We start from the raw sequence: 20,273 nt of genomic DNA, 5'->3' as shown, positions 1-20,273 counted from the left end.
TGTCAGCCCCGGCCCGGTTAATCCAGCAAGCCGGTGGAACCCAAAGCGGGATTGTGGCAGGCTGTGCACCACATATCGTTTGTTGTTAAGGAGTTGCCATGAGTATTGTGCGTATAAAACCTGAAGCCCGCTGGTCTGATGCTGTTATTCATAACCAGACCCTGTACTACACCGGCGTACCTGAAAACCTCGATGCCGACGCCTACCAACAGACGGCCAATACCCTGGAACAGATAGACACCCTGCTGGCAGAACTGGGGAGCGACAAAACGCGCATTCTCGATGCCACCATTTTCCTGCCGGACGGCGCGGATTTTGCTGCGATGAATAAAGCGTGGGATGAGTGGGTGGTGGCTGGTCAGGCGCCGGTACGCTGCACCGTACAGGCTAAATTGATGAACCCGCGTTACAAAGTGGAAATCAAAATCATCGCAGCGGTGTAACGCAGAGCCGTTGAGGCCCGGCTAGTCCTGCGGGTCTTCTTCTTCGTCGTCCTCGTCTTCAAAACGTGCGACGACGTTACCGCCGGTATGGGAGGCACGGATTTCACTGGCAACAAGAGCGATAGCTTCGCCGCTGCTCATGCCATCGGCCATCAGTTCGTGAATACGATCGACAGCCTGCTGCTGCTGTTCGTGGCTAAGTGCCGGTAATCCTGAAATCATGTTGAACTCCTGTTACATTGCACAATCCGCCATTTTACGCCGCATCCACCTACACCACCAAGATGAAAGTTATGATGTTTCCTGCTTTTCATGAACTTTGCTGGCAACCCGACGCCGTACAACACTATTTTCGCCCCCTCGCTCATCAACCGTGGGCGATGATGCTGCATTCTGGTTTTGCCGACCACCCGCATAACCGTTTTGACATTATGGTGGCAGAGCCGCTTGCCACCCTGGTGACCCGCGGGCAGCAAACCGTTATTGAACAGCATGGCAGCACGACGACGCACGAAGATTGCCCCCTCGCCCTGCTGCAAAAAACTCTGGACGGTTTCGGACTTAAGGCTCAGCCCCGTCCGGATATTCCGTTTTGCGGCGGCGCGCTGGGGTTATTGGGTTACGATCTTGGCCGCCGCTTTGAAAAGCTGCCGACAACCGCCGGGCAGGACTTATGCACGCCGGATATGGCGGTGGGCATTTATGACTGGGCGCTGATTGCCGACCACCAGCTACAGCGACTGACGCTGGTAAGTTGGGGAGATATAGACAGCAGGCTTGCGTGGCTCAACTCGCTCTCCGGGCCGGAGCCAGGCGAACCTTTCCGCCTCACCGGCGAATGGCAGTCGAATATGTCCCGCGAGGAATACGGCGTGAAATTCCGCCGGGTTCAGGAATATTTACGCAGCGGCGACTGCTACCAGGTCAACCTAGCCCAGCGCTTCAGCGTTGGCTATGAGGGCGACGAATGGCAGGCTTTTGAGAAGCTCAACCTGGCAAACGGAGCGCCATTCAGCGCATTTCTACGCCTGCCGGAAAGCTGCATTCTTAGCCTCTCCCCGGAGCGCTTTGTGCTGCTGGAAGGTCAACAAATTCAGACTCGTCCCATCAAAGGAACGTTGCCGCGCCTGCCCAGTCCTGACGCGGATGCAGAACAGGCCCGCAGGCTGGCCAACTCGCCAAAAGATCGCGCCGAAAACCTGATGATTGTCGATTTGCTGCGCAACGATATTGGCCGCGTGGCGGTGCCGGGCAGCGTGAAAGTGCCGGAGCTGTTCGTGGTTGAACCCTTCCCTGCGGTTCACCATTTGGTTAGCACCATTATCGCCGAACTTCCTGCTACGCTTAGCGCCTGCGATTTGCTTAGGGCCACTTTCCCCGGCGGGTCCATTACCGGGGCGCCAAAAGTCCGTGCGATGGAAATTATCGAGGAACTTGAGCCGCAGCGCCGCAATGCCTGGTGCGGCAGCATCGGCTACATTAGCTTCTGCGGCAATATGGATACCAGCATAACCATCCGTACGCTCACGGCAGAAGGCGGGAAATTATACTGCTCTGCCGGAGGCGGTATCGTCGCCGACAGTAACGAAGCGGCGGAATATCAGGAAACCTTCGATAAAGTTAACCGCATCCTGCCCCTACTGGAGAAATAATGCATGGCTGGTTCGCCCCTGACGCTGAATGACTTCCTGGCTCGTTTTCAACTGCTGCGCCCGGCCGCTGCCCTGCCTGTCAGCAATAAACGTCAGGCTGCGGTGCTGGTGCCGATTGTGCGTCGTCCTCAGCCGGGGCTATTACTTACGCAGCGTTCAATCATGCTGCGTAAACATGCCGGGCAGGTTGCGTTTCCGGGCGGCGCGGTTGACGCCACCGATAGTTCATTAATAGCCGCTGCGCTGCGGGAAGCACAGGAAGAAGTCGCTATTCCCCCGGAGGCGGTTGAAGTGATTGGTATTCTCCCGCCGGTAGACAGCGTAACAGGTTTCCAGGTCACGCCGATTGTCGGCATTATCCCTCCCGATTTACCCTGGCGCGCCAGCGAAGATGAAGTTGCGGCGGTTTTCGAGATGCCGCTGGCCGAAGCTCTGCGCCTGGGCCGCTACCATCCGCTGGATATTCATCGCCGGGGCAATGCCCACCGGGTCTGGCTCTCCTGGTATCAGCACTATTTTGTCTGGGGTATGACGGCGGGCATCATTCGCGAGCTTTCTTTACAAGTAGAGAGCGATCCAGGCGACACTTTAAATCGCTGAAAATGGCTATATTAAAAGGACATAAAGGCCATAAACTGCCTGCTATTAGGTGGTTTATCGTTAAGCATTAGTTTAAATCATGTGAATAGTTTCCTGGTGGAAGCAATAAATTTTTAAACTAGCGCATAGCCATTTCAAAGCATCATGTTCCATGAAACAGGGTGCTATCAGAGGAGTTCCAGAGTGATTAGTATATTCGACATGTTCAAAGTCGGCATCGGGCCATCCAGCTCCCATACCGTCGGGCCGATGAAAGCCGGGAAACAGTTTGTCGATGACCTGGTCGAAAAAGGATTGCTGGACGCTACCACCCGCATTGCGGTGGACGTCTACGGTTCCCTTTCCCTCACGGGTAAAGGCCACCATACCGATATCGCCATTATTATGGGCCTTGCCGGTAACCAGCCTGATAACGTTGATATCGACTCCATTCCCGCGTTTATCCGCGATGTTGAAGCCCGTGGCCGACTGCTGATTGCTCAGGGCCGCCATGAAGTCGACTTCCCGCAGGATAACGGCATGCGCTTTCGCAGCGACAACCTGCCGCTGCACGAAAACGGCATGCAGATCCACGCCTATAGCGGCGATAAAGAGATCTACAGCAAAACTTATTACTCCATCGGCGGCGGTTTTATTGTTGATGAAGAGCATTTTGGTAAGGACTCGGTAAACGAAGTCAGCGTGCCTTATCCGTTCAACTCCGCGCAGGAGATGCTCGATCACTGTAAAGAGACCGGCCTTTCGCTCTCCGGCATGATAATGCAGAACGAACTGGCGCTACACAGTCGCCAGGAGATTGACGATTATTTCGCTAATATCTGGCAGACCATGCGCGCCTGTATCGACCGCGGCGTTAACACCGAAGGCGTGCTGCCTGGCCCGCTGCGCGTGCCGCGTCGTGCTTCTGCGCTGCGTCGCCTGCTGGTATCCAGCGATAAACTCTCCAGCGACCCGATGAACGTTGTGGACTGGGTAAACATGTTTGCCCTGGCGGTTAACGAAGAAAACGCCGCCGGTGGGCGCGTGGTCACAGCCCCGACCAACGGTGCATGCGGTATCGTTCCTGCGGTGCTGGCCTATTACGACCACTTTATCGAACCGGTCACCCCGGACGCCTGGACCCGTTATTTCCTCGCCTCCGGCGCAATCGGCGTGCTGTACAAAATGAACGCTTCGATTTCCGGTGCCGAAGTGGGCTGCCAGGGTGAAGTCGGCGTAGCCTGCTCAATGGCGGCCGCAGGCCTCGCGGAACTGCTTGGCGCAAGCCCGGAGCAGGTGTGCGTGGCGGCAGAAATTGGCATGGAGCACAACTTAGGCCTGACCTGTGACCCTGTTGCCGGGCAGGTACAGGTGCCGTGCATCGAACGTAATGCCATTGCGTCGGTTAAGGCTATCAACGCCACGCGTATGGCAATGCGCCGCACCAGCGCCCCACGCGTTTCCCTCGATAAGGTTATCGAGACGATGTACGAAACAGGTAAAGACATGAACGCCAAATACCGCGAAACCTCCCGCGGCGGTCTGGCGATTAAGGTGCAGTGCGACTAATCCCCCAGGCCCTCCCTTTCGGGAGGGCCTTTTACCACCTGTACTCGCGGCAAGCCGCCCAGGCGGCGCTTTTTCCCCCATTTCACGCCCTTTATTTCTTTGCCACCCTGATATCCCACTACACTTTGATGATAACGTTACGCATCACAAATTGCGGCGAAAACCAGGGACACACGGATGCAAACGGCACAGAGGATTATTTCTGACTATCGCCGCAGGCGAGTTATTGTCTGTGCCACGCTGGCCATTATGGTTTTGCTGGTCACGCTTGGCGTGAGGTATGTCACCGAGCGCAATCTTAATGAGCAACGAATCACCCAGTTTAACCAGCGCATCATTACTACCCTTGATACCCTTCTCTCGCCGCTAAATTCCGTCAGCGATGACGTTATGCAGATGGTGGGATCCCGCTGCGAAGACGCACAGTTAAAAATCCGCGAGCATGCGGCAAAAATGCAAACGGTACGCGCCATCGGCCTAATTAAAGACGGGGTACTTTATTGCTCCAGTATTTACGGTTCGCGAAACGTTGCCATCCACCAGCTGCACGCCAGGCTGCCGTCCACTACCCCGCTGCTTTTTCTATCGCGTGACAGCTCATTGCTTAAGGGGACGCCGGTGCTTATTTACTGGCGGCCGCTGGCAGGCCAAACGGCCGATGGCGTGATGCTTATCGTCAATATCCAGATGCTAACCAGTTTAGTGCTCAAGCCTGAGCACCCGTGGGTTACCCGGGCGATGCTGAATGTTGAAGACTCGCATCTGGAATACGGTGCGGGTCTGGACGGCGAAATTAAGCTCGCCGACGGAGAAGTGATGCACCGAACGGCATCACACCTTTACCCATACTCAATCACCGCAATTGGCCCTTCGCCAAATCGCCTGACGCTCGAAAACCTGCCGGGGCAACTCCCGCTGGCGCTGCTCCTCAGCCTGCTGGTGGGCTACATCGCCTGGCTTGCTACGGCTAACCGTATGAGTTTTTCATGGGAGATAAATCTGGGCCTGGCCGCACGCGAGTTTGAAGTATTTTGCCAGCCGCTCGTCAGCGCGCGCGATTTGCAATGTGTTGGCGTAGAGCTGCTATTACGCTGGAATAACCCGCGCCAGGGCTGGATTTCTCCTGAGGTCTTTATTCCGCTGGCCGAGCAGCAGGAACTGATCGCCCCACTTACCCGCTTTGTTCTGGACGAAGCGGTGAAAAACCTCGATCTATTCCCAAAATCATCGCAGTTCCACATCGGGCTTAATGTCGCCGCCAGCCATTTCCACGACGGAGCGATTATCGATGATTTAAAACGGTATTGGTTCCCAGCCCGCCCGATACAAAAATTAACTCTTGAGCTTACCGAGCGAAACGCCTTGCCGGAGATGGATCATCGCGTAGTGAATGAGCTGCACCAGTTGGGAATCGATCTGGCGATTGACGACTTCGGCACCGGGCATAGCTCGCTGGCCTATCTCGAAACGCTCATTCCAAACGTGCTGAAGATAGACAAGTCGTTTACCGCCGCCATCGGCACCGACGCGGTGAACTCCACGGTAACGGATATTATTATTGCTCTGGGGCAAAGGCTGGGTATTGATTTAGTAGCGGAAGGCGTGGAGACGCAGCAGCAGGCGGACTATTTGCGCCGCAATGGCGTGACGGTGTTGCAGGGTTTTTTATATGCGAAACCAATGCCGTTGCATGATTTTGCCCGTTGGCTCGAGGGCAACTCGCCGCCGCCCCCTCGCCATGAAGACCGGACTATTCCGGCCTTCCCTCAAGGCTAATTACTCTTCTTCATCCTCGTGTGGAGAACGTTCTTTCTCCACCCGCACCAGATCAACGCGATAATCATTCACTTCAATGATTTGGATGCGCAGCGGCGGAACTTCCACCACATCACCCTGTTTAGGGATGTGGCCATTCACCGCGATAACCAGACCGGCGATAGAGGCAATATCCTCCTCGTTATGGATCAGTCGGGGAATGTCCAGGCGCTGCTGCAATGCGTGCAGATCGGTGGAACCTTTTACCAGCCAGCCGTCTCCGTCGCGAATGATTTCCGGCGTCTCATCGGCATCCGGGAATTCCCCTGCAATGGCTTCCAGTACGTCCAGTGGCGTAACCAGCCCCTGCACCACGCCAAATTCGTCGTTGACGATAACAAAGCTGCCGCGAGCGCGACGCAGTACGCCGAGCAGGTTGATCGGGTCCAGCGTTTCCGGCACGACAATAGCCGGTGACTGGGCGGCAATCGCCGCCACATCAGCGCCTTCATCCAGAGCAACCAGCAGCTCTTTGGCACGCACAATGCCGATAATTTCGTCCAGTTCGCCCCGGCACACGGGGAAGAGGCTGTGCGGTGACTCCAGAAGCTGGGCACGGATTTCAGGAATACTTTTCGAGGCGTCAACCCAGGATATCTCACCGCGCGGCGTCATGATGCTGCGCAGGGAGCGTGAGGCCAGCGTCAGCACGCCGTTTATCATGTAGCGCTCTTCTTCAGCGAAGGACTCCGCTTCGATTGGCGTCATGGCTTTGCTGTCTTCGCGATTCTGCACACGTTCCTGACGCTTGCCGCTCATCATGCGCAAAATCGCGTCAGCCGTACGGGCACGCAGCGGCAGGTTGGACTGATGGCGAATAAAGTTGCGGCGCGCAATCTGGTTAAACAGCTCAATAATGATTGAGAAGCCAATTGCCGCGTACAGATAGCCTTTCGGAATATGGAAACCAAAGCCTTCCGCGACCAGGCTTAAACCAATCATCAGCAGGAAGCTCAGACAGAGCACAACCACGGTCGGATGTTGGTTCACAAAGTTGGTCAGCGGCTTCGACGCCAGCAGCATCACGCCCATGGCAATGACAACCGCGGCCATCATCACCGGCAGATGGTTCACCATACCCACGGCGGTAATAACCGCATCGAGGGAGAAGACCGCATCCAGCACCACAATTTGCAGCACCACCACCCAAAAGCTGGCGTAGCCTTTACCGTGGCCACCATCGTGCTGGCGGTTTTCAAGCCGCTCGTGCAGCTCGGTCGTCGCCTTAAACAACAGGAAGAGACCGCCCACCAGCATAATTAAATCGCGCCCGGAGAAGGTCACGTCCGCAACGCTAAACAGCGGCTGGGTAAGGGTCACCATCCATGAGATCAGCGACAGCAGCCCCAGTCGCATAAACAGCGCCAGCGACAGGCCAATAAGTCGCGCCTTATCGCGCTGCTTCGGCGGAAGTTTATCCGCAAGAATGGCGATAAAGACCAGGTTGTCGATACCCAGCACAATTTCCAGCACCACCAGCGTAAGCAAACCGACCCAGATTTGCGGGTCCATTAACAATTCCATGTCAGGCTCCTGGTTGTGATGTGACAAATCGGCATCCCGTCAAATGAGGGCGCGAAGTGGCTAATTAACTGTGTTTTCGGGCGCGAAACGCCGCTGAGATGGGGGGATTTAACGATCCCGGCAGTGAAAAGACGTCGGTGACGGTCCATACGGTGGGCTACTGCCCTCTACTCCTGAAAATTAATCGGACGCTAACATTATCAAAGGAAAACGGGTTTTGGCAAAGATTTACCTCTCTTTGCAATTTTTTTGCAACTTACGCTGACCATATTTTACAGCGTAATTGTTCGCATCCGTAACAAAGTTAAATTACGGATCTTCATCACATAAATTATTTTTTCACTGTCTAAAATAATTCCGGCAAATGGTTTGTTCTTTTTTGAACGTGTTATCTGAATCGATTCGCTAAGAGCGACTCCGAAACACCACCGCACCCTTCAAGGGGTGATGTAATGACAAAAACAGGAGGTAGCAAGTGACTATTGCTATTGTCATAGGCACACATGGCTGGGCAGCGGAACAATTGCTGAAAACCGCCGAAATGCTATTGGGCGAACAGGAAAACGTTGGCTGGATAGATTTCGTCCCGGGTGAAAATGCTGAAACCCTAATTGAGAAATATAACGCTCAGCTGGAGAAACTCGACACCAGCAAAGGCGTGTTATTCCTCGTGGATACCTGGGGTGGCAGCCCGTTTAACGCGGCAAGCCGAATCGTTGTGGATAAAGAGCATTACGAAGTGGTCGCCGGGGTTAACATCCCGATGCTGGTAGAAACGCTGATGTCGCGCGACGACAACCCAACCTTCGACGACCTGGTCGCCCACGCGGTAGAAACGGGCCGTGAAGGCGTGAAGGCGCTGAAAGCTAAAGTACAGGAAAAAGCCGCTCCGCCGGCTGCTCCCGCGCCAAAAGCTGCCGCACCGGTTAAACCCATGGGGCCAAATGACTACATGAATATTGGCCTCGCGCGTATCGATGACCGCCTGATTCATGGCCAGGTCGCCACCCGCTGGACCAAAGAAACCAACGTCACCCGCATCATCGTGGTAAGCGATGAGGTCGCGGCCGATACGGTTCGTAAAACGCTGCTGACCCAGGTCGCGCCTCCTGGCGTAACCGCGCACGTTGTCGACGTGGCGAAGATGATCCGCGTTTACAACAACCCGAAATATGCAGGCGATCGCGTGATGCTGCTGTTTACCAACCCTACCGATGTTGAGCGCGTCGTGGAAGGCGGCGTAAAAATCACCTCTGTCAATATCGGCGGCATGGCATTCCGCCAGGGTAAAACCCAGGTGAATAACGCTATTTCCGTGGATGAAAAAGATATCGAAGCTTTCAAAAAACTGAACCAACGCGGTATCGAACTTGAAGCGCGTAAAGTCTCTTCCGATCAAAAACTGAAAATGATGGATCTGATCGCTAAAGTTAAATGATTTTAATTACTTACTATATTGCTCAGATTTCACACATAAGTCATCGTCAATAGGAGAAGTACAATGGAGATTACCACTCTTCAGATTGTGCTGGTGTTTGTCGTAGCCTGTATCGCCGGTATGGAGTCGGTGCTCGATGAATTTCAGTTCCACCGTCCGCTTATCGCCTGTACCTTAATTGGCGCCGTACTCGGCGACATGAAAACCGGCATCATCATCGGCGGTACGCTGGAAATGATCGCCCTGGGCTGGATGAACATCGGTGCCGCCGTAGCGCCCGATGCCGCTCTCGCGTCTATTATCTCAACCATCCTGGTTATTGCCGGTCACCAAAGCATTGGGGCGGGTATCGCACTGGCTATTCCGCTTGCCGCGGCAGGCCAGGTACTGACCATTATTGTTCGTACTATCACCGTAGGTTTCCAGCACGCAGCGGATAAGGCGGCCAATAACGGCAACCTGACGGCGCTTTCCTGGATCCACGTTTCCTCTCTGTTCCTGCAGGCTATGCGTATCGCTATTCCGGCGGTTATCGTGGCGATTTCCGTAGGCACCAGCGAAGTCCAGAACATGCTGAACGCCATTCCTGAAGTGGTGACCAGCGGTCTGAACATCGCCGGCGGTATGATTGTGGTTGTCGGTTATGCGATGGTCATCAACATGATGCGCGCAGGCTACCTGATGCCGTTCTTCTACCTCGGTTTCGTTACCGCGGCGTTCACCAACTTCAACCTGGTGGCGCTGGGCGTGATTGGCGCAGTGATGGCCATTCTCTACATCCAGCTGAGCCCGAAATATAACCGTAGCGCGGGTGCTCCACAGGCCGCTGCCGCTAACGATCTTGATAACGAACTGGACTAACAGGTGAGCGAAATGGTTGATACCACTAAATTAGCGACTGAGAAGAAAATCACGCAAAGCGATATCCGTGGCGTATTCCTGCGTTCCAACCTGTTCCAGGGTTCATGGAACTTCGAACGTATGCAGGCGCTGGGCTTCTGCTTCTGTATGGTTCCGGTTATCAAGCGTTTGTACCCGGAAAACAACGAAGAGCGCCGCCAGGCGATTAAACGTCACCTTGAGTTCTTCAACACCCACCCTTACGTTGCGGCCCCTGTACTGGGCGTTACGCTGGCGATGGAAGAACAGCGTGCCAACGGCGCGGAGATCGACGATGGTGCCATCAACGGTATCAAAGTCGGTTTAATGGGGCCGCTGGCCGGTGTCGGTGACCCTATCTTCTGGGGCACCGTGCGTCCGGTATTCGCCGCCCTCGGCGCGGGTATCGCGATGAGCGGCAGCCTGCTCGGCCCGCTGCTGTTCTTTATCCTGTTCAACGCGGTACGCCTGCTGACCCGCTACTACGGCGTGGCCTACGGCTACCGCAAAGGTGTCGATATCGTTAAAGATATGGGCGGCGGCTTCCTGCAAAAACTGACGGAAGGGGCGTCAATCCTCGGCCTGTTTGTCATGGGGGCGTTGGTTAACAAGTGGACCCACGTTAACATCCCGCTGGTGGTGTCGAAAATCACCGACCAGACCGGGGCGGTAAAAGTGACCACCGTGCAGACAATCCTTGACCAGCTGATGCCGGGTCTGGTGCCGCTGCTGCTGACCTTCGCCTGTATGTGGCTGCTGCGCAAAAAGGTCAACGCGCTGTGGATCATTATGGGCTTCTTCGTCATCGGTATTGTCGGTTACGCTATCGGCCTGCTGGGTCTGTAATCGGTTTTTACTAACCGGGGGCATATCGCTCCCGGTTTTTTTATCTCTAACGGGAGGTGTCATGACGTTAACGGATGTCGTACTGGTCGTTTTTATCGCTCTGCTGCTGGCTTTCGCTATCTATGACGAGTTTGTAATGGACAAGCTCAAAGGTAAAACCCTGCTGAAAATCCCTCTTCTGCGCCGCAATCGCGTCGACAGCGCTATCTTCGTTTTCCTGGTTGGCATTCTTATCTACAACAACGTTACCGCTCAGGGCACCCCGCTGACCACATGGTTATTATCTGCTCTGGCGCTGATGGCCATTTATCTGTCGTGGATAAGGCAGCCGAAGATATTGTTCAAAAGCCATGGTTTTTTCTTCGCCAATGTTTGGGTGGAATATAACCGTATTAAAGAGATGAATTTATCGGAAGATGGCGTGCTGGTGATGCAATTAGAGCAGCGGCGCTTACTGGTGCGGGTAAAGAATATTGATGATCTTGAGAAGATTTACAAGTTAATGGTTAAAACTCAATAAGTTAAAATTATAGCAATGTCTATATTTGTGGGTTATTTTTCACCATTAAAAACATAGCCTTGGCTATTTCATAAGCTTTGTGCGTCTATATTTTTAACTTTATTTTAGCATCTGCATTTAAATGAAAATCGTTATCAACTAATTGTCGATAAATTAAAATTCAAAGATTGTTTTAGTTTAAAAAAATATGTTAAGGTTGCGCCCGTCGTTGGGGAGTAGCCGATTTCCATGCTGGATGGAAATGTACATGTCAACATACTCGTTATATCCGCTTAAGAGATAAACGTGGCATGTACGCCTCAGAGTTCTGAGTAGGCGAGACCATAGGCACGCGCCATCGTAAAGTTGGGGATGGTTTGCGTGTATATGGATATCCCAACTGAGGCGCACCGATGAATATCTCCGCAACAATCCTTCTTGCTTTTGGCATGTCCATGGACGCTTTCGCGGCCTCTATTGGTAAAGGCGCCACGCTCCATAAACCCAAATTTTCCGAAGCACTTCGCACCGGCCTTATCTTTGGCGTCATTGAAGCCATTACCCCGCTTATCGGCTGGGGGCTTGGCCTGCTGGCCAGCCAGGTGGTGCTTGAGTGGAACCATTGGGTGGCCTTTATTCTGCTGGTATTTCTCGGCGGGCGTATGGTGCTGGAAGGCTGCCGCAACGTGGGGCCGGAAGAAGCACCCAAAATTCACCGTCACGGATTCTGGCTACTGGTGACTACCGCCATTGCCACCAGCCTTGATGCAATGGCCGTCGGCGTGGGCCTGGCCTTCCTTCAGGTGAATATCATTCAAACGGCTTTAGCCATCGGCTGCGCAACCGCCATTATGTCTACCCTTGGCATGATGGTTGGCCGCTTTATTGGGCCTATCCTCGGCAAACGTGCCGAGATCCTCGGCGGTATCGTGCTGATTGGTATTGGCTGCCAGATTATGTACAGCCATTTCGCAGCGTTTAGCTAATCAGTCGCGCAGCCAGACCCGAATAACAAAATCCGTTTCACAGATAAACGCCGCCTGGGCCTTGAGCTGCTCCCATACTTCGGGGCGGGCGCGCCAGGCAAACGGCGTCATTTGCAGCAGCGCTGCCGTTTCATCACCGTTCAGGGTCATCGGCCAGGCGGGTTGAAGCGTCTGCTGTAGCGTAAAGCCCGGCATTTCTTCAACTTCCTCGCTGTGCAGCACGATATCCTGGTAGATAAGCCCTTTTAGCTGCATCAAATGGCGCGGGCCGGGCGTTGCCGTAATAACCACGCCTCCGCTTTTAACCACTCTCGCCAGCTCCTGCGGTTTGCAGGGGGCAAAGATACGCACGATAGCGTCCATACTCTCGTCGGCAAAAGGCAGACGATGGCTTGAAGCCACGCAGAAATGAACGTCCCGGTAGCGTTTAGCGGCATAGCGAATGGCGACTTTTGATACGTCCAGCCCCCAGGTTTCGCCGCCCTGCTCCGCGACGACATCAGCGAAGCCCGCGGTGTAATAACCTTCACCGCAGCCGATATCCAGCAAAGCGGCAGGTTTAATCCCGGCTAAAATCCCACAAATTGCGTCACGTAATGGCTGGTAATGCCCCGCATCCAGAAAGGCGCGTCTCGCCTGCATCATTTCGCCGCTGTCGCCGGGGTCTTTCGAACGTTTATGCTGAACGGGCAGCAAATTAACATAGCCTTCTTTGGCGATATCAAATTGATGCCCCTGAGGGCAGCGATAGCTGTTCGCGCTGTTGGCAAGCACGGTATGACAGAGCGGGCAAAGCCAGGACATAAAAAACTCCGGAGGCAATAAAGGGCGCAAGTGTAACGCCCCGTTTGCCAAACCGCTACATTGCCGCGCGATCGTTGGTTATTTTGTTCAGCACCATCATACTGTTGTCGCCCGCCGGCAGGCCGTCTGGCTCAATGTTCTCCAGGCGCAATACGTCGCCCATGATCTGGCTAAAGACCGGGGCAGAAACCGCGCCGCCGTAATATTTGCCGTTTGACGGGTCGTTAATGACAACCACCAGGGCATAGCGCGGGTTGCTGGCAGGCGCCACGCCCGCCGTGTAGGCGATGTACTGATCGACATACTTACCGTCAGGGCCGATTTTCTTGGCTGTACCGGTTTTTACCGCCACACGATAGCCGTGAACTGCGGCCTTGACGCCGCCGCCGCCAGGAAGAGCAACGCTTTCCATCATATGCTCGACCTGGTGAACTATCTCTTCCGACATCACCCTTTTGCCTTCAACCGGGGGATCGACGCGCGTTATCGACAGCGGGCGCGAAATGCCGAAACTGCCGATGGTGGCGTAGACGTGCGCCAGTTGAAGCGGCGTCACCATCAGGCCGTAGCCAAAGGCGAAAGTTGCCCTGTCCAGCTGGCCCCAGCGCTGGCGCACCGGCAGCAGGCCACGGCTCTCTCCGGTCAGCCCGATAGCGGTTGGCACACCAAAACCGAATTTGTGGTAGGTATCCCAGATATCCTGAATCGGCATCGCCAGTGAAAGGCGAGACACGCCGGTATCGCTCGATTTTTGCAGCACGCCGGTGAGCGTCAACTGCGGATAGTAGCCCACGTCGCGGATATGGTGACCATCAAGGGTGAAAGGATGCGTGTCGATAACGCTGTCCGGCCTGACAATGCCCTGCTGGAGCGCGGTCATCACCACCATAGGTTTCACCGTTGAACCGGGTTCGAAGGTATCGCTGATGGCACGATTACGGAAGTCGTCCAGCTTCGCGTTATCGCGGTTGTTAGGGTTGAAGGTTGGATAATTTGCCATCGCCAGCACTTCACCGGTTTGCACATCGATGACCACCGCCGCGCCGGACTCCGCTTTGTTCCATGAAACGGCGTTGCTCAATGCATCTTCGGTGACGGTTTGCAGGCGCTCATCAATGCTGAGCATAATGTTGTGGGCCGGGCTGGCTGGCGTTTCGGTAATATTCTCCACAACATGACCATAGCGATCTTTGCGCACCAGGCGCTCGCCTTCTTTCCCGGTCAGCTGTTGGTTAAAGCTTTTCTCAATCCCTTCAATGCCCTGGTCGTCGATATTGGTGAAGCCAATCAGGTTAGCGCCCACGCGCCCGGCCGGGTAAAAACGCCGCGACTCATCACGCAGGGCGATACCAGGAATATTGAGCTTATCAATATAGTGAGCCTGTTGGGGATCGAGCTGGCGGGCCAGATAAATAAAGCGGCCACGCTCGTTGCTATGAATGCGGGCGGAAATTTCGCTGAGGGGAACGTGCAGCGCCGATGCCAGAGCCTGCCAGCGGCTGTTCACCAGCACGCCGCCCTTCTCCATCACCGTTTTTGGGTCAGCCCACACGGCTTCTACCGGCACGCTCACCGCCAGAGGTTTACCGTTGCGGTCTTCAATCATCCCGCGAGGGACGTCGATCGGCTCTTCGCGCAGGGAGCGCATGTCCTCCTGCTTAACCAGATTATCCGGAGAGATGATTTGCAGCCAGGCAATACGCCCGAGCAAAAACACCAGGCTCACGGTGATGGCTACGCACAGTAGCCCAAATCGCCACTGGATAAAATTACCGGTTAACGCCGGAATACCCTTCTTCACAACCACTCCTTGCACGACCTAAGCAATTGAAAGATTTAACCAGATTGGGGAAATTTTACCGGGGCAACAGTGCTAAAACCTTCGCAGGTTTGCAACAAGAGGCAACAAATGCGTCAGTTTGTTAATATTTTGCAAAACAGTGGCTTAATGACAGACATGAAAAAGCCCCACCGAAGCGGGGCTTTTATCTCAATTCGGCGTTATTCGCGCCTGAGCTCTAATCCAGCAGAATTAGATGGCAGTCACGTTAACTGCAGCAGGGCCTTTCTGGCCGTCCTGGATTTCGAATTCAACGTTCTGGCCTTCAGCCAGAGTTTTGAAGCCGTTACCCTGGATAGCAGAGAAGTGTACGAATACATCTTTGCTGCCGTCTGCAGGAGTAATGAAGCCAAAACCTTTAGACTCGTTGAACCACTTAACTTGACCTTTAATCTTTGCCATTTTGCAAAATTCCTTAGATTGTATTCTTCGCCCGCAGGCATAACATAGATAAAACAGAGACGTTACTGCATGAGGCACTAATATAAGGCTCGGCAGAGAAGCGGTATTCAACGACAACGTGTTTACTCAGGACTTCTTTACTGAAAATGCCACACATAAACAGAACTGTACCTCGTTTAACCCAACGTGTTATCACACACAACGTAAACAATGGCAAGCCATTTTTAAGCATGTGTCGATCTGCCGCACAGATTCAGAAAATTACACGGTTGCTTTAAGTAATCAACTCGCGCTTTTTGAATATAAATTTAACCACGGAAAGTTGCCGCAACAGACTGTGTTACAAGAAAATTTTGGCAACTTTTGAACCTTAGCCTAAACCTTACTTTTCGTCCAGATGTCAGGCCAATAAAATCATATTTTGAGAATATATCTTTATGATTTTTTATGCATATCTATGCACAAAATGACCTAACGCAAGTCACAGCGAAACGCGGGCCAATTTCACCGCTGTGTTTTTTCTGAACAAAGGAATAAAACATGCGCAGTCGGCTAATAATACTGCACCAAAATAATGAAAGTTTAATGACATATTGCCCCATGATAAGGCAATAAAAACGTTTCGATGAATTATCCCGCGATTACGGAAGGTGATTTAATTTAACAAAATAGAATAGTGATGACGGGGAATAATATTTAATCCTTATTTCTTCAATAAGGGCAAACTTTGACCAATGCGCAGCGGCGAAAAGCCTTCCGGGCTTTCCCCGGCCTGTTCCAGCGCTTCGCGCAATTCCTGCGGCGGTTTATCCAGCGTCTCATCGGCTAATTCAAACACACCCCAGTGGATTGGAATCGTAGTCGGTTTACCCATCGATCTCCACAGCTTCACCGCCTGCTGCGGGTCCATATGGTGGTCGCCCATGAACCAGCGCGGCTCGTAGGCTCCAATCGGCAACGCCGCCATATCAAACGGCCCAAGCCGACGGTAAATTTCCTCCAGCGATTCGGTATAACCCGAGTCGCCGCTAAACCAAAACCGCAGCGCCCCCTGCTCCACTACCCAGCCGCACCACAGCGAGCGGTTCCTGTCCCAGAAACTCCGCATACTCCAGTGCTTTGCAGGCGCGGCGGTGAAAGCCATCCCTTGCCAGTTAAAACTTTGCCACCAGTCCAGCTCCGTTACCTGCTCAATTCCGCGTTTGCTGAACCAGGACTTCAGGCCGAGCGGCACGAAGAAATGCACGTTCGGGAAACGACGCACCAGTTGGCGAATGGTTTTAGTGTCCAGATGATCGTAGTGATTATGGGAGATAAGCACCACATCCAGCCGCGGTAGCTGTTTAATATCCAACGGAACGTCGGTTCGCCGGACGGGGCCAACGAAGGAAAGCGGAGATGCCCGACGTGAAAAGACGGGATCGGTCAGTAAATAGTTGCCATTGAGTCTCAATAACAGGCTGGCATGTCCCAGCCACCAGGCGCGGTCATCGCTGCCGCTAAGGCTTACCTGCTGCCACCAGTTTTGTATAAAAGCGGAGTAGCCTGAAGCCGGAGGGTGAGGAAGCTGCTGCGCTTTACGTTCCTGGCGCCAGCGCTTTACGGCACCCGGCTGGCGAACAGAGGGCTCCGGATTGCGGAACCCATCGGGAAGATGGTGGGATAACTGCGGATTATACCAGGGGTTTTTCCAGCTCATCCCACCTCCAGCTCGCTTAGCGCTCTGCTACCAGACGAACAAAATCGTCGTCAACATCTTCTTCCTGCGCTTTCGCAACAGGCTTTTGCTCCTGCTCCGGCTCGTTTGCTTCACACAGACGGCGCAGCAGTGCGTTTTGACGTTTTTGCAAGTCAACCAGCTCTTCGAGCAGCGCGATTTGCTCGTTTGCACGACCGCTGGCTCGATTCACAAAAAACCACAGTACAAGGCCAATAATCAGCGTCACCAGCGAGATAGCCAGCGGCATGAAACTCAAAGCACCAAAACTCAATTCGTTCATCTTACCACCTCAATAAAAAAAGCATTCTACACCTGAGGCAGGGAGAGAAAAATCACTACCAGGGGATAAATTTGTTAATGGTACAAATGCCGCTGAAAAACTGCACATCCTGGTCGCACATCACATTTATCATTTGAGTCCATAACAGCAGGCAGGCAACGACAATAACTAAAACAATCACCCATCTGTACTTTCTCACTGCTACGCCACCTTTTGACCGTATAATTTCGCCAATTTAACACCATCCACATAAACTATAAGTAACGATTCCTGCTTTTTTATTTCAGAATCATCAGATTGTGACGCCTATAGATCAAAGTAAGATGTTTACTGTTCCTGATTGATACATGAGGTATCTATGCGCTTTATTATCCGTACTGTTGTCGTTATCGCATTGATCTGGATTGGATTATTGCTATCCGGCTATGGCGTTCTCATTGGCAGCAAAGAAAATGCCGCAGGGCTTGGATTGCAGTGCAAATATCTGACCGCACGTAATACCGTTACCGCGCAGTTTATTCACACAGACAGCGGTATCATCGGTTTAACCGACTGCCCGATACTACGCAAAACTGATACACCCATTGATAACGGCTAATAATGAAGCCGCCGCGCGGCTTAGCCAGCCGCTCAGAAAGGATAGTGATTGTAGCCCAGCTCCCGGGAGACGCTGCCGGCGGCCTGATGAAGAATTTTAACGTACTCCTCCAGCCGCTCTTCACTGTAGCGCAACGTTGGGAAAGAGATGCTCATACCCGCCGTCACTACGCCAAAACGGTCAAATACCGGCACCGCCACGCAGCGAATGCCCTCCTCCTGCTCTTCATTATCTTCGCCGTAGCCCTGTTTGCGAACGATATCCAGCACCGGTAATAGCGTTTCAGTGCTGCAAATCGTGCGATCGGTGCTGCGGAAATATTCCACCGGGCTGAGAATATCAAGCACCTCAGGCCGCTCGCGCCAGGCCAGAAGGACTTTGCCAATCGCGGTACTATAAAGCGGGTTGCGTCGCCCTACCCTGGAGTACATACGCAGGTTATAGAGCGAATCGATTTTGTGAATATAGACGATACTGCTGTCATCCAGCGCCCCAAGGTGAATGGCCTCTCTGGTCTGGCGGGAGAGTTCTCGCATTTGCACGTCGGCGCTGCGAATAAGATCGACATTCTGCAATGCGCTGCTGCCCAGTTCGAACAGCTTGAGGGTAATAGAGTATTTTTCCGACTCATCTTCCTGGGCAACATAGCCAAGGGATTTCATGGTTTGCAGGAAGCGATAGACGGTGCTTTTGGACATCATCACGCGCTGAGCCAGCTCGGTGATCCCCATTTCTTTCTCTTCGCCGAGGGCCTGCAAAATGCCGAACACTTTCAACACGGAAGAAACTGAATCTGGTTGCTTATCGGGGTCTACAAGCGCCATTCATCACCTCGATCTTGTTTATTTTATAAAAATCGGAACTGCTTTTTAGTATATGCGTCGCCCCGCGAGCACCGCAATCAAAGCCTGCTGATTCGTTACAAATCTGCGGCATAACGCGAAGGGATTAATGATAAATTAGCTACTCTCCTGACGAATTTAGACAGCACAATTTATAGTATGGATAAACTCTTGTCCGACGGCATCCCTGCGCCTCAGCGCTATGGCGCAATACTCACCATAGCGCTGGGTATCATGATGGCCGTTCTGGATGGCGCTATCGCCAACGTTGCCCTGCCCACGATTGCACACGATCTTAATGCCAGCCCGGCTGAATCAATCTGGGTGGTAAACGCCTATCAAATTGCGATTATTGTCTCCCTGCTTTCGCTCTCTTTCCTTGGCGATATCTTTGGTTACCGGCGTATTTATCAATGCGGGCTGATGCTGTTCTGCCTGACGTCGTTATTTTGCGCGGTTTCTGACTCTCTGCCGATGTTAACCTTTGCGCGCGTATTGCAGGGCTTTGGCGGTGCGGCATTAATGAGCGTCAATACCGCGCTTATCCGCCTGATCTATCCCCAGCGCCAGCTTGGCCGTGGCATGGGCCTGAATTCGTTTATTGTTGCCGTATCCTCCGCAGCCGGGCCGACCGTGGCCGCCGCCATCCTCTCCGTTGCCTCCTGGCAGTGGCTGTTCTTGATTAACGTACCGATTGGTATTGTGGCTCTGGTTCTGGCGCTGCGCTATTTGCCGCCTAATCAGCAAAAATCTCAGGGCCAGCGTTTCGATATGCCGAGTGCGATAATGAACGCCCTGACCTTTGGTCTGCTGATTTCGGCTATCAGCGGATTTTCTCAGGGTCAGCCCGCCCCGTTGATCATTGGCGAACTGGTCGCGCTTGCGGTCGTGGGTTATTTCTTTATTCGCCGCCAGCTCAAACTTCCTTTCCCGCTGCTGCCGGTTGATCTGCTGCGCATCCCAATTTTTTCGCTGTCGATAGGCACATCCATATGCTCGTTCGCCGCGCAAATGCTGGCCCTGGTTGCTCTGCCCTTTTTCCTGCAAACCACCCTCGGGCGCAGTGAAGTGGAGACGGGGCTGCTGCTGACTCCGTGGCCGCTGGCAACAATGGTGATGGCTCCGCTCGCGGGCTACCTGATCGAGCGCCTCCATGCCGGGCTGATGGGGGCCGTGGGGCTGGCCGTTATGGCCTGCGGATTATTCGCCCTGGCGCTGCTGCCGCATAATCCGTCCGATATCGATATCATCTGGCGCATGGTGCTTTGCGGGGCGGGTTTTGGCCTGTTCCAGTCGCCTAACAACCACACTATTATCTCTTCGGCTCCTCCTCACCGCAGCGGCGGAGCCAGCGGAATGCTGGGCACGGCGCGTCTGCTTGGCCAAAGCTGCGGCGCTGCGCTGGTGGCGCTTATGTTCAACCTGTTTACCACCGGCGGCACTCACGCTTCGCTGGTGCTGGCGGGTATTTTTGCCACCGTTGCCGCCATCGTCAGCGGATTACGAATGTCCCAGCCCCGCGCGCAGGCATAAAAAAAGCGTGCCGCTCAGGGCACG

22 protein-coding genes are annotated in these 20,273 nt (G+C 53.6%); 12 read left to right on the top strand and 10 right to left on the bottom strand.

Annotation, left to right across the window (positions count from 1 at the left end):
- The first annotated feature begins 98 nt into the window (after positions 1 to 98).
- Positions 99 to 443, top strand: a complete 345-nt coding sequence (locus ACG1VR_RS09575) for a RidA family protein (RefSeq protein ID WP_016536887.1) — start codon at positions 99 to 101, stop codon at positions 441 to 443.
- Positions 444 to 464: 21 nt separating this feature from the next.
- Here the strand turns inward: ACG1VR_RS09575 and ACG1VR_RS09570 are convergent, their stop codons facing one another.
- Positions 465 to 665, bottom strand: a complete 201-nt coding sequence (locus tag ACG1VR_RS09570) for a YoaH family protein (protein WP_016536888.1) — start codon at positions 663 to 665, stop codon at positions 465 to 467.
- Between the two features lie 71 nt (positions 666 to 736).
- Between ACG1VR_RS09570 and pabB the strand changes: the two genes are divergently transcribed.
- The 4 genes from pabB (at position 737) to ACG1VR_RS09550 (ending at position 6,019) form a co-directional block, all read left to right on the top strand.
- Positions 737 to 2,095, top strand: coding sequence for an aminodeoxychorismate synthase component 1 (gene pabB, locus ACG1VR_RS09565; RefSeq protein WP_395490786.1), 1,359 nt, complete (start codon positions 737 to 739; stop codon positions 2,093 to 2,095).
- A 3-nt stretch (positions 2,096 to 2,098) separates the two neighbouring features.
- The gene (locus ACG1VR_RS09560) at positions 2,099 to 2,695 is read left to right on the top strand and encodes a CoA pyrophosphatase (protein ID WP_172569723.1); all 597 of its coding nucleotides are present in this window, start codon (positions 2,099 to 2,101) and stop codon (positions 2,693 to 2,695) included.
- 183 nt (positions 2,696 to 2,878) lie between these two features.
- The gene (sdaA, locus tag ACG1VR_RS09555) at positions 2,879 to 4,243 is read left to right on the top strand and encodes an L-serine ammonia-lyase (RefSeq protein ID WP_039898330.1); all 1,365 of its coding nucleotides are present in this window, start codon (positions 2,879 to 2,881) and stop codon (positions 4,241 to 4,243) included.
- A 177-nt stretch (positions 4,244 to 4,420) separates the two neighbouring features.
- Positions 4,421 to 6,019: an EAL domain-containing protein gene (locus ACG1VR_RS09550; RefSeq protein ID WP_395490785.1), complete on the top strand. Its 1,599-nt coding sequence runs from the start codon at positions 4,421 to 4,423 to the stop codon at positions 6,017 to 6,019.
- On the opposite strand, the gene yoaE is transcribed toward ACG1VR_RS09550, so the two are convergent.
- The gene (gene yoaE, locus ACG1VR_RS09545; protein ID WP_016536893.1) at positions 6,020 to 7,582 is read right to left on the bottom strand and encodes a CNNM family cation transport protein YoaE; all 1,563 of its coding nucleotides are present in this window, start codon (positions 7,580 to 7,582) and stop codon (positions 6,020 to 6,022) included.
- Positions 7,583 to 8,057: 475 nt separating this feature from the next.
- Here yoaE and manX point away from each other — a divergent pair, with 475 nt between their 5' ends.
- The 5 genes from manX to mntP all read left to right on the top strand — a co-directional run bounded on the left by manX (position 8,058) and on the right by mntP (position 12,230).
- Complete coding sequence (gene manX / locus ACG1VR_RS09540; RefSeq protein WP_016536895.1) at positions 8,058 to 9,020, top strand: PTS mannose transporter subunit IIAB; 963 nt, start codon at positions 8,058 to 8,060, stop codon at positions 9,018 to 9,020.
- 63 nt (positions 9,021 to 9,083) lie between these two features.
- Entirely contained in the window at positions 9,084 to 9,881 is a 798-nt protein-coding gene (locus tag ACG1VR_RS09535; protein WP_016536896.1) for a PTS mannose/fructose/sorbose transporter subunit IIC, read from the top strand.
- A 12-nt stretch (positions 9,882 to 9,893) separates the two neighbouring features.
- The gene (locus ACG1VR_RS09530; protein WP_016536897.1) at positions 9,894 to 10,745 is read left to right on the top strand and encodes a PTS mannose transporter subunit IID; all 852 of its coding nucleotides are present in this window, start codon (positions 9,894 to 9,896) and stop codon (positions 10,743 to 10,745) included.
- Positions 10,746 to 10,806: 61 nt separating this feature from the next.
- A complete protein-coding gene (locus ACG1VR_RS09525; protein WP_016536898.1) occupies positions 10,807 to 11,265 on the top strand; it encodes a DUF986 family protein in 459 nt (152 codons plus the stop codon).
- A 392-nt stretch (positions 11,266 to 11,657) separates the two neighbouring features.
- Positions 11,658 to 12,230 (top strand): manganese efflux pump MntP, encoded by a 573-nt coding sequence (mntP, locus tag ACG1VR_RS09520; RefSeq protein ID WP_279044951.1) that lies wholly within the window; start codon positions 11,658 to 11,660, stop codon positions 12,228 to 12,230.
- Here mntP and rlmA read toward each other — a convergent pair whose 3' ends face one another.
- The 7 genes from rlmA to mgrB all read right to left on the bottom strand — a co-directional run bounded on the left by rlmA (position 12,231) and on the right by mgrB (position 17,475).
- Positions 12,231 to 13,034, bottom strand: a complete 804-nt coding sequence (gene rlmA, locus ACG1VR_RS09515) for a 23S rRNA (guanine(745)-N(1))-methyltransferase (RefSeq protein WP_395490784.1) — start codon at positions 13,032 to 13,034, stop codon at positions 12,231 to 12,233. It abuts the gene before it with no gap.
- Positions 13,035 to 13,089: 55 nt separating this feature from the next.
- Complete coding sequence (gene ftsI, locus ACG1VR_RS09510; RefSeq protein WP_039898333.1) at positions 13,090 to 14,835, bottom strand: peptidoglycan glycosyltransferase FtsI; 1,746 nt, start codon at positions 14,833 to 14,835, stop codon at positions 13,090 to 13,092.
- Positions 14,836 to 15,066: 231 nt separating this feature from the next.
- Positions 15,067 to 15,276 (bottom strand): transcription antiterminator/RNA stability regulator CspE, encoded by a 210-nt coding sequence (cspE, locus tag ACG1VR_RS09505; RefSeq protein WP_001062678.1) that lies wholly within the window; start codon positions 15,274 to 15,276, stop codon positions 15,067 to 15,069.
- Positions 15,277 to 15,289: 13 nt separating this feature from the next.
- A complete protein-coding gene (locus tag ACG1VR_RS09500; protein WP_016536904.1) occupies positions 15,290 to 15,433 on the bottom strand; it encodes a DUF2627 domain-containing protein in 144 nt (47 codons plus the stop codon).
- 546 nt (positions 15,434 to 15,979) lie between these two features.
- Positions 15,980 to 16,975 (bottom strand): MBL fold metallo-hydrolase, encoded by a 996-nt coding sequence (locus tag ACG1VR_RS09495; protein ID WP_395490783.1) that lies wholly within the window; start codon positions 16,973 to 16,975, stop codon positions 15,980 to 15,982.
- 16 nt (positions 16,976 to 16,991) lie between these two features.
- Positions 16,992 to 17,276 (bottom strand): YebO family protein, encoded by a 285-nt coding sequence (locus ACG1VR_RS09490; protein WP_016536907.1) that lies wholly within the window; start codon positions 17,274 to 17,276, stop codon positions 16,992 to 16,994.
- Positions 17,277 to 17,331: 55 nt separating this feature from the next.
- Positions 17,332 to 17,475, bottom strand: coding sequence for a PhoP/PhoQ regulator MgrB (gene mgrB / locus ACG1VR_RS09485; protein WP_016536908.1), 144 nt, complete (start codon positions 17,473 to 17,475; stop codon positions 17,332 to 17,334).
- Between the two features lie 159 nt (positions 17,476 to 17,634).
- Here mgrB and ACG1VR_RS09480 point away from each other — a divergent pair, with 159 nt between their 5' ends.
- Positions 17,635 to 17,874: a YobH family protein gene (locus ACG1VR_RS09480; RefSeq protein ID WP_016536909.1), complete on the top strand. Its 240-nt coding sequence runs from the start codon at positions 17,635 to 17,637 to the stop codon at positions 17,872 to 17,874.
- A gap of 32 nt (positions 17,875 to 17,906) precedes the next feature.
- Here ACG1VR_RS09480 and kdgR read toward each other — a convergent pair whose 3' ends face one another.
- The gene (gene kdgR, locus ACG1VR_RS09475; RefSeq protein WP_395490782.1) at positions 17,907 to 18,698 is read right to left on the bottom strand and encodes a DNA-binding transcriptional regulator KdgR; all 792 of its coding nucleotides are present in this window, start codon (positions 18,696 to 18,698) and stop codon (positions 17,907 to 17,909) included.
- Between the two features lie 177 nt (positions 18,699 to 18,875).
- Between kdgR and ACG1VR_RS09470 the strand changes: the two genes are divergently transcribed.
- Entirely contained in the window at positions 18,876 to 20,249 is a 1,374-nt protein-coding gene (locus tag ACG1VR_RS09470; RefSeq protein WP_395490781.1) for an MFS transporter, read from the top strand.
- Positions 20,250 to 20,273: the final 24 nt, after the last annotated feature.

The organism is Cedecea davisae (assembly GCF_044095835.1).
GTDB classification, from domain to species: Bacteria; Pseudomonadota; Gammaproteobacteria; order Enterobacterales; family Enterobacteriaceae; genus Cedecea; species Cedecea davisae.
This window is presented reverse-complemented; position numbering and strand designations above follow the sequence as displayed.